This window comes from Tunturiibacter gelidiferens, from assembly GCF_013410115.1.
Classification (GTDB): Bacteria; Acidobacteriota; Terriglobia; order Terriglobales; family Acidobacteriaceae; genus Edaphobacter; species Edaphobacter gelidiferens.
The window spans coordinates 54,119-72,091 of record NZ_JACCCV010000002.1; the positions used below are offsets into that span (position 1 = coordinate 54,119).

Annotated in this window: 10 protein-coding genes; 3 read left to right on the forward strand and 7 right to left on the reverse strand. The window is 59.9% G+C overall.

The window, feature by feature from the left end:
* Window positions 1-47 precede the first annotated feature (47 nt).
* Window positions 48-446, forward strand: coding sequence for a DoxX family protein (locus HDF12_RS12305; RefSeq protein WP_179583818.1), 399 nt, complete (start codon window positions 48-50; stop codon window positions 444-446).
* Window positions 447-740: 294 nt separating this feature from the next.
* Here the strand turns inward: HDF12_RS12305 and HDF12_RS12310 are convergent, their stop codons facing one another.
* The 4 genes from HDF12_RS12310 to HDF12_RS12325 form a co-directional block, all read right to left on the reverse strand.
* Window positions 741-2,063 (reverse strand): DUF1501 domain-containing protein, encoded by a 1,323-nt coding sequence (locus tag HDF12_RS12310; RefSeq protein ID WP_179583820.1) that lies wholly within the window; start codon window positions 2,061-2,063, stop codon window positions 741-743.
* A gap of 218 nt (window positions 2,064-2,281) precedes the next feature.
* A complete protein-coding gene (locus tag HDF12_RS12315; RefSeq protein WP_257025633.1) occupies window positions 2,282-4,513 on the reverse strand; it encodes a DUF1800 domain-containing protein in 2,232 nt (743 codons plus the stop codon).
* A 241-nt stretch (window positions 4,514-4,754) separates the two neighbouring features.
* Window positions 4,755-6,941 carry an alpha-ketoacid dehydrogenase subunit alpha/beta gene (locus tag HDF12_RS12320; RefSeq protein ID WP_179583822.1) on the reverse strand — a complete coding sequence of 729 codons (2,187 nt, stop codon included), beginning with the start codon at window positions 6,939-6,941 and terminating at the stop codon, window positions 4,755-4,757.
* Window positions 6,942-7,116: 175 nt separating this feature from the next.
* Window positions 7,117-9,423, reverse strand: a complete 2,307-nt coding sequence (locus HDF12_RS12325; protein ID WP_257025634.1) for a sodium-translocating pyrophosphatase — start codon at window positions 9,421-9,423, stop codon at window positions 7,117-7,119.
* A 216-nt stretch (window positions 9,424-9,639) separates the two neighbouring features.
* Here HDF12_RS12325 and HDF12_RS22905 point away from each other — a divergent pair, with 216 nt between their 5' ends.
* A complete protein-coding gene (locus HDF12_RS22905) occupies window positions 9,640-11,328 on the forward strand; it encodes a S8 family peptidase (protein ID WP_179583824.1) in 1,689 nt (562 codons plus the stop codon).
* A gap of 173 nt (window positions 11,329-11,501) precedes the next feature.
* On the opposite strand, the gene HDF12_RS12335 is transcribed toward HDF12_RS22905, so the two are convergent.
* Window positions 11,502-11,861 carry a hypothetical protein gene (locus HDF12_RS12335; RefSeq protein ID WP_179583826.1) on the reverse strand — a complete coding sequence of 120 codons (360 nt, stop codon included), beginning with the start codon at window positions 11,859-11,861 and terminating at the stop codon, window positions 11,502-11,504.
* A gap of 111 nt (window positions 11,862-11,972) precedes the next feature.
* Here HDF12_RS12335 and HDF12_RS12340 point away from each other — a divergent pair, with 111 nt between their 5' ends.
* The gene (locus tag HDF12_RS12340) at window positions 11,973-12,905 is read left to right on the forward strand and encodes a mechanosensitive ion channel family protein (protein ID WP_179583828.1); all 933 of its coding nucleotides are present in this window, start codon (window positions 11,973-11,975) and stop codon (window positions 12,903-12,905) included.
* 122 nt (window positions 12,906-13,027) lie between these two features.
* Here HDF12_RS12340 and HDF12_RS12345 read toward each other — a convergent pair whose 3' ends face one another.
* Window positions 13,028-15,217 (reverse strand): thioredoxin domain-containing protein, encoded by a 2,190-nt coding sequence (locus HDF12_RS12345; protein WP_179583830.1) that lies wholly within the window; start codon window positions 15,215-15,217, stop codon window positions 13,028-13,030.
* 327 nt (window positions 15,218-15,544) lie between these two features.
* Entirely contained in the window at window positions 15,545-17,671 is a 2,127-nt protein-coding gene (locus HDF12_RS12350) for a TolC family protein (RefSeq protein ID WP_373563920.1), read from the reverse strand.
* Between the last annotated feature and the right edge of the window lie 302 nt (window positions 17,672-17,973).

Consider the following 17,973-nt stretch of genomic DNA (forward strand, 5'->3'; position numbering starts at 1 on the left):
CTCACACCCTCGTCGCCTCCGCGATACCATTTTTGAAAGGGATCTTTATGACGAAATGGCTTAACAGCCTGCAGCCCACCGGCGCGCTCCTCATGCGCCTCATTCTCGGCGTCTCCATGGCGGTCTACGGCTACCACAAGGTCCTGCCTCTCAGCGCCCTGCACCACTACGCCCACTACGTCACCACCCTCGGCCTGCCCTACTGGCTCGGATACGTCTCGGCCTACACCGAGTTCATCGGCGGCATCCTCCTCATCCTGGGTCTTCTCACCCGCCTCACCGCAGCTCTGGTCGCAATCAACATGCTGGTAGCCTTCGTCACCGTCGGCATCCATCAGGGCTTCGACTTCTACAACTACATCCTCGCCCTGGCCGTCCTGGCCATCATGCTGCTCTTCTACGGAGCGGGAGCCATGGCCCTCGACCGCAAGATCGGCCTCGCCTAGCGGAAACACTTACAACTGAAACGCCTTCATGAGGTCAGAAACAGTTGCCCAAACGGAGAGAAGGCTCCCGGTATTCTGGGAGCCTTACATTGTGGTGGGGAGTTCTTTTGTTGCGGATATGGGAAGCCGGAACTGTGGGAACTGCAAGCCCGACTGTCGTGTGTTACATCCAATAAGACGCAGTATCTAAAGAAAAGTTGCCGTTCTTTTTCCACTATTTTGTATTTTGTTGATTTTTACATTCCATAAACAGAAGAGTGACACACTAGATATATCCGCAACCCTGGAGTCCCGTTACCCCTGAGAGAAGTTCAAAAACTCGCTCGGATTCACACGAGCTCCCGGAAACACCAGCTCAAGATTCCTCACCCCTAAAGTCTTATAGGCCGCCTCGCCCAGGACGCGTCGGAAGTCTGTCGTCACCGTCAGATCCCTCCCCTCGTTCAGCTGTTCATTCGCCAGCCCGGGCCACTTGCCGTACACCTTGCCGCCCCGCACCCTGCCGCCCAGCACAAACATCACGTTCGCATGCCCATGGTCGGTACCACCCGTGCCGTTCTGCCGCGCCGTCCTTCCAAACTCCGACATCGTCACCAGCGTCACATTCTCGGCATCGTCTCCCATGTCCTTCCAGAACGCCGCAATCGTGTCCGAAAACTCCTTCAGCCGATTCGCCAGCTGCCCATTCACACTCCCCTGATTCTGGTGCGTATCCCAACCGCCAACATCCGAGAACGCAGCCTCCACCCCGAGGTTCGCCTTCATCAACTGCGCCACCTGCTTCATGCTGTTGGCGAACGGCGTGTTCGGATACACCACCCCCGCCGCCGGTTGATACTTCGCCGGGTCCGCCGACTTCAACATCTTCACCGCCTCGAACGTCTCCTGCCCCGTCCCATGCAGCACCGCATCCGAGCTCTTGTCGTACATCGCCTGAAACGCGTTGCTGATCTGCGAAGTCTGCGGTCCCTTCCCAGCCACGGAAAAATCCGCCAGATTACTCACCGCGATAGCCGGCACCTTACCTTGCAACGTCCGCGGCACCTGCGTTCCAAGCGCCACCGCGCGAAACGCCGTAGGCTTTCCCGTCATAATCTCCGCCTGCAACGCGCGATTCAACCATCCATCCGACGTAACCTTCACCCCCGGCGTCCCGCTCTCCATATAATCCTGCGCGTCAAAGTGTGACCGCGTCGTATCGGGCGACCCCGCCGCATGAACAATCGCCAGATGCCCCTGCTCATAAAGCGGTTTGAACGCCGACATCGCCGGATGCAGCCCAAAAAATCCATTCAGATCCAGAACGTCCTTCTCCTGAATCGCAATCGAAGGCCGCATCGCATAATAGTTCTTCTCCTTGTAGGGAACCACGACGTTCAACCCATCCGCCGCGCCCCGTTGAAACAGAACCACCAGCTTCTTCTTATTTGCCGCCGCCGTCGTCACCTCGGCCAAAACGCTTCGCGACAGGAACGCCGGAATCGTCGAAGTCCCGATCAGCGCCAGCGCCCCACCCTTCATAAACCCGCGCCGAGTCACCCCACGCCGCGCTCGATCCCGCCCATGAAGATCGCAACCCCAATCGCTCTGATCCGCCATATTCTTCATGTTCGCCATCTTAGACCCCTATCTAAAGCCGTTGTCTTCTTTTGTCTGTACTTTTGTTTGTCATTCCGCATCCTGAGCGAAGCCGAAGGGGAAGGAATCTGCTTTGTCCTTGCTTTCGCAGATCAACTGCGCTCTCCACATCTCTGCATTTACAAACGCGATTGCCGTCAGGAAGTTGCACAATCTCGTTTTCACTCAAAGAGACCGCCGTTTCGTGAGCAATCAGCCTACCGCCGCTGAAACTCCGGCGATCCAAGCAGCAGTCCCGCCATCCCAGCTGCCTCGCGGTCCAGTGGCGGCCTCACCCGTTGCTTCGGCGAAGAGATATTCAACACCTGCGCCATCGGTTCCTGTTCGTTCGCCCGTATCCCAAAGCTCTTCTCTGCCTGCTGCTGGGTCGTCTGATCCTGAAACTGCGCCAGCACCGTCTCGCGGGTACGGTCGCTCACCGCCTGACCAAGAAGCACCGCCTCCAGCTTCCTCTCTTTTTCTGCAGCCGAATCGCCCGCTCCCGAACTCTGCGCCGCTCCAGGCTCTCCCAGCAACCGCGTCCAATCCGTCTGCACTCCCCCGATGCGGTCATTACTCAACGACACTGCAAAATTCAGTCGGTTCACCAGATCACCCGAGTTCACCCACGGCTCTGCCATCCAACTATAACCATTCGGAGTCTGCATCCCATACATCGGCATCCCCAGCTTCTCCAGCGCCTGGAACAACGGAATCGCCGTCGTCACCTCGGCCCCGCTCGCCCGCACGGCAGACACCACAAACTCCTCCGGCGTCTTCACCTTCGCCCGGTAAACCTCCGGCGACCAGAACTCAGGCGAATCGAACATCGTCCGCAGCACCGTTTTGATATCTCCCCCGCTCGCGACAAAAGCGTTCGCCATCCTGTCCACCAGCGCCGGCGGAGGCGTGTCGCTCACAAACCGCACCGCCAGCTTCATCGAGATAAACTGTGCCGTCGCCGGACTGGTCGCCAGCATACGCAGCACCTCCAGCCCCTCGGCCTCGCCATGCTCCCCGATCTTCTTCCCCAGAACAGTCTTCGTACCCGGCTCATGCCGCCGCTCCTCAAACCGATACGCACCACTCCGCGCTGGCTGATCGATCGTCCATCCCGTCAGCACCTCCGCCACCTGCGTCACGTCCTGCTGCGTATACCCGCGCCCGCACGCCTTGTCCAGCATGCTCACCGGACGATCCGCGCTCACCTCGCACTGCACTCCCAACGTGTGCAGCTCCATCAACTCCCGCGCATAGTTCTCATTCAACCCGCGATCCTTCAGCGCCTGCTTCACCTGCGGATTTTGCGCAAACTTCGCAAACCTCCCGCCATTCCTCGCCGCCACAGAATCCGGCCCGATGCTCTGCCAGTTATCCAGATACATCAGCATCGCCGGGCTCTTCGCCGTCGCCACCAGCAGGTCTTCGAACTTCCCCAGCGCATGCGGCCGAATCACATCACGCTCATAGGCCGGCAGCAAAAACGGTTCATTCTGATTTTTCTTGATATACACGTTGAAGTGATTCAGCCAGAAGTCGGTCATCACCGCCTCCAGCTGCCGCTCGCTGTAGATATCTCGCAGCATCCGCGATTCCAGCAGCTCGGCTCCAATCATCCTCGGCGAACCCTGCAGCGCAGCCAGCGTCTCCCGCTGCATCGGAGACAGATCATCCGCCGCCGCAAGCAGCTCACTCCTGCTCAGGCTTTTGCGAAAGCGCACCAACTCCTCCGGCGGCATCGACAGAATTCGCTGCATCCTCTGGTCCGGAGGCAGATTGATCACCCGCACCGCATCCAACCCCGAGTAAAACTGCTCCTCATGCGTAGCCATCGCCGGTGTCGCCGGATCAACCCCATCCCCTGGCAGCGCCGCACTGCTCTTCATCTCCTCCGCACTCTTCGCCATCGAGCCATCACTCGCCGTGGCCATCCCATCCTCGCCCCCACCGTTCTTAGCGGCAGCAGCCTGCTCCGCCTCTTTCTTAGCCTTCGCCGCCTTATAAAACGCAATCTGATCCGCATAGATCGCGTGCTCCACAGGATCACCCGGCAGCGGCTCATTCTTCGCAATCATCTGCCGCAACACAGCAGGACTCGGATACCGCTGCATCAGTTCCGCCTGCTCCATCCTCATCGCAGGAAACGCACTCAGTCGCTCCTCCAGCGCCGAGTCGTCGATACTCTGCGGATTCAGCTGCCGCTCAAACCACGCCTTCACCCCAATCGCCCGCACCGCCGCCACATCCCCCGGCCGTGGCCCAAACGTAAACCGATTCAGCGCATGCAGTACCCGCTGATCACTCTGAATCTGCTGCACCGATGGCGCCACCGCTTTCTTCGTCAAAGCCGCCGCCACCATCGGCTGCTCCACCATCAACACACACAAAACACCCGAAACTAAAACCCTAACCCCACCGATAAGAACTCCGGCTCTCTGTCCAGATCGCATCGCCACTCCTCACTAAGCGCCGAAAAAACAAACAGCGCAACCAACCGCAGATTTACACCTGCAATAGGAGACACCAAACCAGCGCATCAGTTGCGAAATCCGCGCACACCCATCCAAGCCTTACTTCTGACCAACGGGAAGACCCACGCACCACCTCCAGCCACGACCGGTAGACACGTCACGAAGTGACCGCCCCGCGCGTAGCGGGTCCGTCCGGCAGGACGTCCTTTTTCGGCCGCGTTTAGAACGCCGCCAACTCCGCCATCGCGCGATATAAATCCTCCGGCTGCGGCAAAATCGCATCCTCCAGCAGCGGCTGATACGCCACAAACGTATCCATCGCCGCAACACGTCTCACCGGGGCATCGAGATCATGAAACAGCTCATCCCCAATCCGCGCCGCGATCTCCGCCCCGTACCCCCAGCTCAACATATCCTCATGCGCCACAATCACGCGGCTGGTCTTCCTCACGCTCTCCGCAATCGCCTCCCAGTCGTAAGGAGTCAAACTCCGCAGATCGATCAGCTCCACATCCACACCACTATCGCGATGCAGCTTCTGCGCCGCCTGCAGCGCACGAGGCACCACCGCGCCATACGTCAGCACCGTCAGATCCTTCCCCGGCCGCACAATCTTCGCCTTCCCAAACGGAATGCAGTAGTCCGGCCCAGGATAAGCCGCCCGCCCAAACGTCTCGCGATACAGCCGCTTGTGCTCCAGAAACAACACCGGATCGTCGCACCGAATCGCTGTCCGCAACAACCCCAGCGCATCCAGCGCATTCGACGGCATCACCACTCGCACTCCCGGCGTATGCGTAAAAATGCTCTCGCCCGACTGCGAATGATAGATCGACCCACCCGTCAGATATCCACCGATAGGCACCCGCATCACCAGCGGGCAGTTGAAGTCCCCATTTGACCGCCACCGCACCAGCGATAGTTCATTGCGCATCTGATGCATCGCCGGCCAGATGTAGTCGAAGAACTGAATCTCCACCACCGGCTTCATCCCGCGCACCGCCATCCCAATCGCGCGGCCCGTGATATTCGCCTCAGCCAGCGGCGAGTTCCAGCACCGATCACTGCCAAACTCCGTCTGCAGCCCTGCCGTCAGCTTGAACACACCACCCTTGCCCTTGATCTTTCCCGCACGCAGCGCCCCATCGCGAGTAGCATCGGCCACATCTTCGCCAAACACCACCACCCGCTCATCCCGCCGCATCTCGTCCTTCAGGCAACAATTGATCAAGTCCGCCATCGTCCGCTCCGTCGCATCAGCGGTCGGCTTTGGCTCGGTCGCAAACCGCGCATCCTGCGAACTCAGATCCTCCGAGTAAACATGCTTCGTAATCGAAGCCACCGTCGGCAGAGTCGCCATCACCGCGCGATCCGCCGCCCGCTGCACCTCTTCATCTACCTGCCGCTCCAGCTTGTTGATCCCGTCAGCATCCAGGATCCCCTCCCGCAGCAGCCACATCTGCATCCTCGAGATCGGGTCCCGCGCAGCATCCGCATCCAACTCCTCCACCGACCGGTAAAGCCTCTCATCATCACTCAACGAGTGTGAGTAGGGCCGAATCACATGTCCATGCACCAGCGCGGGCCCCTTGCCCGAACGGCAATAAGCCACCGCCTCCACCATCGCCTTGTAACTCGCAATGGGATCGGTCCCATCGATCTCCGCAAAGTGGAAGTTCGGAAAGTTCGCCACAAGCTTCGAGATATTCCCCCCCGGCGTATTCACCTCCACCGGGGTCGAGATCGCATACCCATTGTCCTCGACCACATACAACACCGGCAGCTTCCCATTCGAAGCCGTATTCAACGACTCCCAGAACTCTCCCTGGCTCGTCGACCCCTCGCCGATCGAGACATAAACCACTTCATCGCCATGAAACGTCACATCCTTGAATTCGCGATAGTCCCCGTCATGCTTCTTCGCGGCCTCAGGATGCTTCGTGAAGAATCTCCCCGCCTCCGCACAACCCACCGCATGCAGGCACTGCGTAGCCGTCGACGAAGACGGCGAAACAATATTCAACTTCCTGCTCGACCAGTGCGAAGGCATCTGTCTTCCGCCGCTCGCCGTATCGTCCGCCGCACCCACCGCCTGCAGCAGCTGCTCCTCCACCGTATTGCCCAACGCCAGGCAGATCGCCCGATCCCGATAGTAGGGAAAGAACCAGTCATACCCGGGCTTCAGCGCCATCCCTGCAGCAACCAGCAACGCCTCATGCCCCGCGCAGGAGATCTGAAAAAAAATCTTCTGCTGTCGCTTCAAAACAATCTCGCGATCATCGGTACGCCGCGACAGATACATCAACCGATAAAACTCCACCAACTGCTCGCGCGTCAGCAAGCTCTCCGCCACATTTCCCGCCGACTTCTTGCTCTCCTGCACACCCGATCCAGACTGTCTTGCCATACACCCATCCTTTACATCGAAAAGCCGCAGCTCATTATCACTACCGTCACAGATTGTACCGGGAACCCGTCGCTCTTGGCTCCCCTTCGCAGCGCTTTCCAGCTACCCGGCGACAAGCCGGCAATCCACAAAAATGGGCAGCCCGAAGGCCACCCATCTTCATGCATCCTCATCGCTAAACAAACAACGGCGCAAGCACCAGCGTAATCGTGGCCAGCAACTTAATCAGCACATGCAAGCTGGGCCCAGCCGTGTCCTTGAAAGGATCACCCACCGTATCTCCCACAACCGCCGCCTTATGCGCCTCCGACTTCTTGCCGCCATACTGTCCCGTCTCGATAAACTTCTTCGCGTTATCCCACGCACCGCCGCCGTTGTTCATCAGCATCGCCAGCAGCACGCCAGAGATCGTTCCGACCATCAGCAATCCAGCCACAGCCTCAGCTCCAGCCAGATTCACCGGCACTCCGCCAATCGCAGGCACCGGCAGAATCGCCCCCGGCGCATACAACGCAGAACTGGCCTGATAGCTCGAGCTCAAGTGCCTGAAGATCAAACCCACCGCCACCGGCAAACCAACCGCCAGTAACCCAGGCACCACCATCTCCTTCAATGCCGCGCCAGTCACGATGTTCACGCACCGCGCATAGTTCGGCTTCGAGGTCCCCAGCATAATCCCGGGATTCTCCTTGAACTGATCCCGCACATCCTTCACCACCATCTGCGCCGTTCGTCCCACCGCCTTGATCGCCAGCGAGCTAAACAGATACGTCAACATCGCACCCAGCAGCGCGCCCACAAACACCGGCACCTGCGCCAGGTTGATATTCGTAAAGCTCCACCCCACCGGCATATACCCGCCGGCAAGTGCAACCTTATCGGTTACAATTGTCTTAATCTCCTCCAGATAAGCAGAGAACAAAAGAAACGCCGCCAGCGAAGCCGACCCGATCGCATATCCCTTCGTCAGCGCCTTCGTCGTATTCCCCGCCGAGTCCAGCTTGTCCGTCCGGTCACGAATCTCATGCGGCTGATTCGACATCTCGATGATCCCGCCCGCATTATCCGTAATCGGCCCAAACGTATCCATCGCAAGAATGTAAGCCGCGCAGCTCAGCATCCCCATCGTGGCAATCGCCGTCCCGTAGATCCCCTTGGCATAGTCGCTGATCCCCGCCACTCCCGCCAATCCCTGCACGCCGAAGTAGTAGCTCAGCAGCAGCGCCGCCGAGATCACCACCACAGGCATCGCCGGCGTCTCCATCCCCACCGCCAGCCCGCTGATGATGTTCGTCGCCGGCCCCGTCACCGAAGCTTCAACGATCGACTTCACTGGGCGATAGATCGCCTCCGTGTAGTACTCCGTAATCCACACAAACAGAAACGCCGTCACCAGCCCAATCACACCGCACCCCAGCAACCAAAGCGGCTGCACCTGCGGCCCATTCAACATCGTATAAACCGCACCCGCAAACCCGGCCAGCGCCAGCGCTGAGGTCACATAGAATCCCTTATTCAGCGCGTGCATCGGATCCTCATCCTCACGCGTCTTCACCACAAACACGCCGACGATGCTCGCAATTAAATTGATCGCATGCACGATCAGCGGAAACAAAATCCCCTTCACTCCAAACACGGGATAAAGGGCCGCACCAAGAATCATCGCACCCACATTCTCCGCCGCAGTGGACTCGAACAAGTCCGCACCTCGACCCGCGCAGTCGCCCACGTTATCGCCCACCAGGTCCGCAATCACAGCCGGGTTTCGCGGATCATCCTCGGGAATCCCCGCCTCCACCTTACCCACCAGGTCCGCGCCCACATCCGCAGCCTTCGTATAGATCCCGCCGCCAAGCTGCGCGAACAGCGCCACCAGCGACGCTCCGAACCCAAACCCCACCAGCTGATACGGAACCGCCTGCGGATGCTCCAGGCCGCCAAAGAACAGGAACAGCACCCCAACACCAAGCAGCGACAGCGCAACCACCACCAGCCCTGTCACCGCCCCTCCACGCAGCGCCATCTGTAACGCCTTGTTCAAACTCGTTCTCGCCGCCGAAGCCGTCCGGATGTTCGCCCGGATCGAGCAGTACATCCCCGTGAATCCTGCCAGCCCAGAGCACACCGCGCCCACCAGAAAGCTCACCACCGTCTTCAGCGCATACGGCGAAGTCCTCGGCGACAGCCGATACCCCACAAACACCACCACCGCCAGTACCAGCGCAATCGACCCAATCGTCTTGTACTGCCGCCGCAAAAATGCCTCTGCACCCTCCCGAATCGCATCCGAGATCGCCCGCATCTCCGGCGTCCCCGTATCGGATGCAATCACCGCCCGCGCCAGCATCAGCGCCGCAACCAGAGCCAGCACACCAACCCCCAGAGCCACCCACAGATAAATCCGTCCATCGCCACCGTCGACAACCGCAGGGGTCAAGGGAACCTGCTGAACGGCCATCGCCAAAAAACTTACTCCAACCATGCAAGGGTCTCCTTAGAACGCAAACTTTCTCTCAGCTTCACAAAGGCGGCAATTAGAGCACGCGCGATCAAACAGGGTCAATGCGTCCGTTAATCGAGCAGGATCAGTCAGATTTCGCTCGATCGACAGACCAAAGTAATAGCACACAACTGTTCTGGCACTAATGCAAATTCTCGCGGTGCCGATTCATACCTCAGCGCAACAATGAGGTGCCCCGTGTCCGTGCTCAACGAATTCGCTTCCCCAAAGCCAGATCTCCAAGCGGCCCGCACCCGTCTGTTCTGCCGAAGTATCTCGCTTCTCGCAGCGCTCTGTCTCCCTCTCCTTCCCCCAGCCGCCGTAGCGCAAATCGATACCTCCAGCGTCGCTCCCCATCGCTACCTCGTCGTCTACCGCAACGCAAGCATCCCCGGCGACGCTGAGGCCCACCTCCTCGCCACCGGCACCCGCCTCACGCAACGCAACGAGCACCTCGGCATCGCAGCCGTGCAATCCCCCGCATCACAAGACGACGCAACCAGTCTCCGCCTCCTCTCCGCCCAACCCAACGTAAGCTACGTCCTCCACGACCGAATCGTCTCCGCATTGCGTCTCCGTCTCCGGCCTCTCGCCATCACCTCGCGCGTCAACAACGGAGCGCAACCTCTCACGCCAACCACCACCATAGGCCGACTCCCCACCCACGGTCCCATCACGACCGCTCCCCCATCCCTCCCAACCCCACCGCCGCCACCCCCTCCACCGCCTCCTTCCTACGACACCTACTACACCTCCACCCCACAGGGATGGGCCGTCCAGCAGGTCGGGGGATACGGAAACAACGTCCCCGGCGGCCCCGCGCGCGGCCCCTGGGACACCACCATGGGCAAGGGCATTCGCATCGCCATCATCGACAGCGGCATCGATAAAACCCACCCCGACCTCTCCCCCAACCTCGCCCTCAACCTCACGGAAGTCGACCAGACCGCCTATCCCAGCGCCTGCGACGACGGCACCCCGCAGGACCAGCAGGGCCACGGCACCTGGACCGCCTCCCTCGCCGCCGGAGCCATCGGTCCCGGAACCGGCAAGATCATCGGCGTTGCCCCCGCCGCGACCATCCTCAACATCAAAGTCCTCCAGCGCATGCCCGCCTCCATCACCGGAGACACCAACCCCGCCGATCAGTGCGAAGCCGGCGAGGCCAGCGGCCTTCTCAGCTGGGTCATGAAAGGTATCGAAGACGCCGTCACCAACCGCGCCGACGTCATCTCCCTCTCCGTCGGCGCCACCGCCGACCTCACCACCGGAGACGGAGCCGGCCTCCTCGCCGCCTTCAACCAGATCACCTACGCCGCAGCCCAGGCCAACATCGTCCTCGTCGCCTCTGCAGGCAACGACGGCATCGACCTCTCCAACCCCCGTTACGTCGAGCTCCCCGCTCAGTCCCGCAGCGTCCTCGCCATCGCCGCCTCCACCAACCCCGTCTGCGCCCAGAACACCACCCCAGGCGCCACCTGCACCCCCGGCCCCGTCTCCCTCGCCTACTACACCAACTATGGAGCTCCGCTCAACGCCCTCGCCGCCCCCGGCGGCAGCTACCCCGACGGCCCCGACACCGGCGTCAGCGGATGGATCGAAGGCGCCTGCAGCTCCGGTCTTCCCAACACTATCGACGGCCTCCCCGCCGACTCCGCCCACAGCTACGGATGCTTCAACCTCGGCCACACCACCTACGTTCAGGCCATGGGCACCAGCGCCTCCGCCCCGCTCGCCGCCGGAGTCGCCGCCCTTGTCCGAGCCGCTCACCCGGACTGGAGCGCCGCAGCTGTAGTCGCCGCAATGCGCAACTCAGCCGTCACCCTCCCCGGCGTCTCCATCCCTCTAGTCAACGCAGCCGCAGCTATCTCCCAGCCCACCCCGTAGCCGCAGCAGCGGTCATTGCGACTAGAGCAGAATGCGCATTGGTCTAGAGCTTGATCTTCCTTTTTCGTCTGTCATTCCGCACCCAGAACATACGGGGGAGGAATCTGCCGTACGGGGTAGCCATAAAGCATAGTGGGCATCGCGATAAATGTTTTTACATCTACTGTCTAAGGCTAGCCCTTCATCCGTTCCTTTACGCTATGAGCCAGCTTCTCAATCTCATCTGCCTTCTTGATCACATCCACTGACAGAATATTCTTGTTCGTCTTGTCTACCTGCTGCTTCAGATCCGTAGCCAGGGCCAGTAGCTTATCCGTATCCGCCACCAGCCGCTTCTGTCGCTCGGTGCTCCGTATGCTCTCCTGCTGCTCCAGCCGATGCTGGTCAATATTAGGGTTCACATCGTCCGGTTCACGCACCTGCCCGGGAAAATGCTGCCCCTGCTGAATCTGCTGTAGTTGTCCCCCACTCACCCGTCCAGATACGCCCACCATCAACACAGCCCCAATCACTCCCAGTCGCAGCACTCTCATGGCATCCTCCGTCCATCCCGCCGCCGCTTATTTCCAGTCTGAATTGCATCTTACAAACAGCTGACGCATTCTGTTCACAGCACTCTTTCCCGAAAGCGAGACGCTGTAATCATGCTCCTTCTGGCCATGGCCCCGCAAGACGAACCCATCCTTCAGACCATCGAAGACAAATGGCACAGTGACATCCTGCTATTCCTGCAGAACAAACTACCCAAGATCTTCGTCGTCCTCCTGGTCATCTTCATCCTCCAGCGCATCGTTCTCTTCTTCGTCAAAAAGATGCGCTCCCGTGCCGATCACCAGGTCGGCAACTTCCACCGCGCCGCCCAGCTCCGCACCATGGCCTCCATCCTTCGCGCCACCTCCATCGGTGTGCTCGGCTTCATAGCCTTCCTGCAGATCCTCAACATCTTCGACATCCCCTACCAGCCCATCCTCGCCTCCGCCGGAATCGTCGGCGTAGGCATCGGCCTCGGCGCACAGTCCATCTTCAAGGACATGATCAACGGCATCTTCATCCTCGTCGAAGACCAGTACAACGTCGGCGAGATCGTCGTCCTCGCCGGTCTCAAAGGCACCGTCGAAGACCTCTCCCTTCGCCGCACCAGCCTGCGCGACAGCGACGGCACCCTCTACATCATCCCCAACAGCCAGATCGCCACCGTCTCCAACCTCTCCCGCGACTACGCCGTCGCTGCCCTCAACGTCAGCGTCGATGCCAGCGCCAACCCCGACAAAGTCATCGCCCTGCTCACAAAGATCGCCGGTGACATCCGCGAAGACGCCGCCTTCAAGGACATCACAGTCGCTGACCCCGTCGTCCTCGGCGTCGACAAGATCGACGGTCGCGCCGTCACTTACCCCATCCAGATCCGCGTCCGGGTCAACCAGCGTGACCGCGTCCTCCGCGAACTGCGTCGCCGCATCATCCTCGCCTTCGAAAAAGACGGCATCCCCCTCGGCAACGATCCCGCCAACATGCTCATCCTCCGCGCCCCCAACCCAACCGCCCCACCCGCCCAGCAGCCACTCATAGGCAGCTAGCAAACCCAACCGACCAACGGGAGGCCAATGGACCCAGGGTATACAAGTCACGAAGTGACCGCCCCGCGCGCAGCGGGCCCGTCCGGCAGGACAACATAAGCCCAGCAGAAAACGAGCCCACCTCACAAAGCCTTATTCATAGCCTCAATCAACTCATCCACACCCGACACCGGCGGCAGACATCCCTTCCCGCTGCAAACTACGGCGAAGCTCCCCTCACTCCCAAGCCCTGGCAGGTGCGGCAGCGTCTCCGCCAGCGCCGGAGGCAGCGCACCCAGCTGATCCCTCCTTAACCGGATCACGCTCTTATTCACCGCATACCGAGCCAGCGCCACTGCCTCAAGCCTCCTCGCCGCGGCATCGTCCCCAATCACGCAGATCTCCACCGCCCGCAACACCATCCTCTGCAACGCCAGCCCATAGCTCGCGGCATAAAGCCCAAAGTGCTCGACTACCCCCGCAAAGGTCTCCAGCGTCTCCAGAGCCTTTACCGCATAGTCCTCCCGCCCATTCAGCGCCTCCAACCGCAGCAGCAACGCAGCTCCAACAGAGTTCCCCGCCGGCGTAGGCGAGTCCTGCAACGGCTTCCTCCGCGTCACCAGCGCTCCCAGCCTGGTCTCACCCTCTGCGACACTCTCCGTATCGAAGAACGCGCACCCCACCGGGTCATAAAACTTCACCAGCGCACTCTCCATAATCGCCTCAGACGCCGTGTAGTACCGCATCTCTCCGGTCATCTCCCACGCATCCAGCGCCGCATGCCCCAAAAACACATAGTCTTCGAGCACCCCAGCCACCCGCGCGCCACTTCCACCCTGCTCCCCATACGCGACGACATGAGCCAGCCCAGCCTTAGCGTCCCAGGCCTCTTCCAGCACCCGGTCCAGAGACTTCAACGCGAACGCCCGCACCTCCGGCATATCCAGCACCCGACCCGCCTCCACGTAGGCCGAGATCATCATCCCATTCCAACCCACATAGATCGTCTTATCCACATACGGAGTGGGCCGCTTCAACCGAGCCGTATACAACTTCGCCTTCGCCACAGCCAGCCGCTCCCTCGCCACCTCCATCGTGATCGCATTCGCCTTCGCCACTCCCTCCAGCGTCCCCCTCACATGCAAAACATTCTTCGCCGGGTTGTGATGCATATCGCCGATCTCGCCGATGTCGTAGTAAGCACTCGCCACCGCAAGCTCTTCCGCAGTCAAAACCTCCGTCGCCTCATCGCGAGTCCAGGTAAAGTAGTCGCCATCATCGTCCAGCGAAAAGTCCGCATCCTGCGAAGCATAAAACCCACCGCGCTCCCGGTCGCTCAACCACTCGTCGATCCACTGAATCATCTCCCGCGCCACCCGCGCCGCCTCCGGCTCCACAAAAGTCTGGAACGCGTGAACATAGTTCTTCAGCAACTCGCTATTGTCATACGACATCTTCTCGAAGTGCGGCACCACCCATCGCTCATCCACCGAGTAGCGATGAAATCCCCCCGCCAGATGGTCATAGATCCCACCCTTCGACATCTTCTGCAGCGTCACCATCGCCGCAGTCTTCGCCGACTCGCTCACATCCTCCATCCCACCAGCCGACACCCGCGACGCCACATCCAGCAGCAGATCGATCGCCCCCGAGTGAGGAAACTTCGGCTGCGATCCAAACCCACCCGACCTCGCGTCAAACTGCTTCAACGCCGACGACACCAGCTTCGCCACCAGCTCCGGCCCGGGATTCCCTGCCCTCCCCATAAACGATTCGTTATGCTCAATCGCCGCCATCACGCTTCCGGCCGACTCATTCACCTCATCGCGACGGTTCTGAAACGCCTCCGCCATCGTCAGCAGCACTCGCTGAAATCCCGGCCGTCCATGCTGATCCGCCGGAGGGAAATAAGTCCCCCCAAAGTAAGGCTTCCCCTCCGGAGTCAAAAACGCAGTCAGCGGCCAGCCACCCTGCCCACTGATCGCAGACACCGCCGCCTGATACCGCGTATCCACATCCGGCCGTTCATCTCGATCAACCTTCACTGCAACAAAGTGATCGTTGATGATCTTCGCCGTCAGCGAATTTTCATACGACTCCCGATCCATCACATGACACCAGTGGCACCACACCGCGCCGATATCCAGCAGGATCGGCTTATCCTCCACCTTCGCCTTCTCAAACGCCGCCTCGCCCCACTCCTGCCACTCCACCGGTTGATGCATCGCAGACCGTAGATAAGCCGAAGCCGCATTCGCTAAAGAGTTCAAATGTTCACTAGCCTGCTCGTGACTTCCCGCCACTTCCTGACTCGCCGCTGGATCGCTGCTCATAGACTTCCAGTCTAGTTCAAACGCCTCTTCCCGACCTTTAACGCCACGTTCACCGCACCACTCTTTAGTTTTCTCTTACCGCCATCATTGCAACCGCCTTTGCAATCCGGTTCAATAAAAAAATAAAATCTGGCCTTCGACAAAATCTCGTCACCACCCCAAAACTTGTCATCTCGAACGAAGCTGTTCACAGCCTCACCGTGAACAGCGCAGTGGAGAGATCCGTATTTAGTCTCTGCCTTTGTATCTCAACAAGACTTAAAAACGCCGCACAAAAAACAAAGAGGGCCCGAGCCGCAGCCCGAGCCCTCTCTTCTACCTGCCAATCTACTGTTGCGGTGGCGGAGCAGCCGGGTTCACATCGATCGGCTTCGGCGCCTCAGGAGCCTTAGGAGCCGTCAACCCCGGAATCACAGGCGTCTGCATTCCCGCGCCTCCTCCAACCGCCTGCGCTGTAGCTTCAATGCTGATTCCATATCGGTCCAGAGTATTCGCCAGAAGCTGGAACAGCTGCGCCCGGTCTCTCGCATACGCCGCCGTCGCCGAGATCAGATTATTCTCCCCCGTCGCCAGGTTCCTCCCCTGCTGCAATACATTCGCAGTGGTCGATGCTCCCAGCCTGTACTTCTTCTGCTCAGCGTCCAGGCTCTGCGCAGCAAAGTCTCTCGCCGCCTGAGCCGCCTGCACCTGCGCCCGGTCGTTGGTCAACGCGTACTGCTGGTTCGTCACCTGGATGCGAATCAACGTGTAGAGCTGCTGCAACCGCATCTGCGACTGCCGATACTCCATCTGCGACCGCGCCTGGTCAGCCTGTGCCGTTCGGTTCCGTATCGGAATCGTCATGTTCACGCCAACACCTTTATCTGGAGCGTTGTTGTTGAACGTGTTCTGAAAGACAGTCCCGTACCCGACCGAAGGAAACGTTCCCGGCGGATAAGGCTTATTAGTATTGAAATCGATCGCACTCGGATTCTGAGCACCACCCAGCGCACTTCCACCGTAGAAGGCATACGCATCCACAGTCGGCAGCAATCCGTTCTTGAATGCCTTGATCGTGATCTCGTTGTTCTTCATGTTCAACACCGCCTGCTCAATCTGCGGGTTGTTGGCGTACGCCACCTTCACCAGGTCCTCAACCTGCACGTCCTCTTCCGGCAATCTGTCCAGGGCCACCCGGTCGGTCGGAATCACAGGCGCCTGCGACAGTTGCGGATCGTTCAGGTTTCGCACAATCGCCTGCTTCATCAACAACTGCTGGTACTCGAGGTTTGTCTTCGAAGCCACCAGCGCCTGTTTGTCACTCGCCACCGCGCTATCCGAGTTCACCACATCGAGCGGCGCCAGTGTGCCGATCTCCAGCTGCTTCCGGTTGTCCGAGGTCAGCTGCGACGACTGCGCCAGCTGACGTTCCTTCGCCTGCTCATCTTCATACGCACTCACCAGTGCCCAGTAGATATTCTCCACCTGGTTGATCGTATACAGCACCTGCTGCCGAAATGCCGAGTCTGTAATCCGCCGGTCATTCTTGGCCTGCAGAATAAAACGTCCATTCACGCCCCAACCGAACCCCTGCAACAGATGCTGCGTCGCCGTAGCGCGAAAGCTCGTCGTCAACGAAGGGCTGAAGTTGCTAAAAGGATTGTCCGTCGTCACGCGAGTATTGTTGAAGCCCACAGTCAACTGCGTGCCGGTCAGAAATCCCTGAGCATAATTGAAGTTGTAGGTCGCCGTATCCGTAGTCAACACATTCAACCCGCCGCTGAACAGCGTATTCAACTGCGGCGCCGTCGAAGCCTCATACTCCAGCTGTCCCGTCAGCACCGGATCCAGATTCTCCGGCACCGGTCCGCCGCCGTTGGTGCTCACAACGATTCCGCCCACACCCGTACCGCCGCCCCCCACACCCTGAGAGGTCGCACCTGGTCCGCCGCCCGTAGTAATCGTCGTCGTAGTTCCGCCAATGGTATTCGTCAACAGGCCGGTCGACACGCCGCGAAGCGCAGATCCCGCCCTCGCCCGCAGCAGATCCGTATCCGCAATATCCAGATTGACCCGAGCGATCGCAATATCGTAGTTATTCTGCAGCGTCAGCGTCACCGCATCCGCCAGGCTCAGATAGATCTTCCCGTCCCTCAGCAAACTGCCCAGCGTCGTGTTCCCCATCTGGAAAGTAGGAACCTGGATCGCCGTATATGGAGCAATAGGATTCCAGATATGGCTCTTCGGCTTCGTGTAGTCCCGGCTGGTAGGGCGCATAAACAACGGCTCGGTCGCCTTCGGCTGCGGAGCCTGCGGCAACCCAGGTGTTCCCGTCGTATCATTCACCACCTGCTGCGGCGCCGCTGGTGTGGTCGGACTCGACTGCGTCTGCTGCTGCGCCAATCCCGGCTGTGTGCACAGACTCATCAGCAGCAGTGAAATGCTCGCCGCCCCCTGCATATCCTTTAATCTCACGATTCGCTCTCCAACTCTTTCCTGAAGCCTCTCGACGCTTTACCGGCAACGCCCAACACCGGCATGGACACCTTCACCGGACACGCCGGACTCAAAGCTCTCCCAACCCCGCACGACCACGCGAGGGCCAGCCTCACAACCAGATTTTGCAATTCTTACTCAGACGCGCAGCACCTTCCCAACGACTCTTAAAAGACAGCCACAGACACACGATGACACTAGGAAAATCCTGCTAACCCCAACATCGCCTTCTTCAAAGGCAACGTCCAGGCTGAGCACAGATACGCACTCATCGCTCGCTT

Bases quoted from the DNA above. Each gene is read 5' to 3' on its own strand.
- HDF12_RS12325 (WP_257025634.1), bottom strand. From the start codon at position 9,423: ATGGTTGGAGTAAGTTTTTTGGCGATGGCCGTTCAGCAGGTTCCCTTG.
- HDF12_RS12320 (WP_179583822.1), bottom strand. From the start codon at position 6,941: ATGGCAAGACAGTCTGGATCGGGTGTGCAGGAGAGCAAGAAGTCGGCG.
- HDF12_RS12345 (WP_179583830.1), bottom strand. From the start codon at position 15,217: ATGAGCAGCGATCCAGCGGCGAGTCAGGAAGTGGCGGGAAGTCACGAG.
- HDF12_RS12315 (WP_257025633.1), bottom strand. From the start codon at position 4,513: ATGCGATCTGGACAGAGAGCCGGAGTTCTTATCGGTGGGGTTAGGGTT.
- HDF12_RS12340 (WP_179583828.1), top strand. From the start codon at position 11,973: ATGCTCCTTCTGGCCATGGCCCCGCAAGACGAACCCATCCTTCAGACC.
- HDF12_RS12310 (WP_179583820.1), bottom strand. From the start codon at position 2,063: ATGGCGAACATGAAGAATATGGCGGATCAGAGCGATTGGGGTTGCGAT.
- HDF12_RS12335 (WP_179583826.1), bottom strand. From the start codon at position 11,861: ATGAGAGTGCTGCGACTGGGAGTGATTGGGGCTGTGTTGATGGTGGGC.
- HDF12_RS12305 (WP_179583818.1), top strand. From the start codon at position 48: ATGACGAAATGGCTTAACAGCCTGCAGCCCACCGGCGCGCTCCTCATG.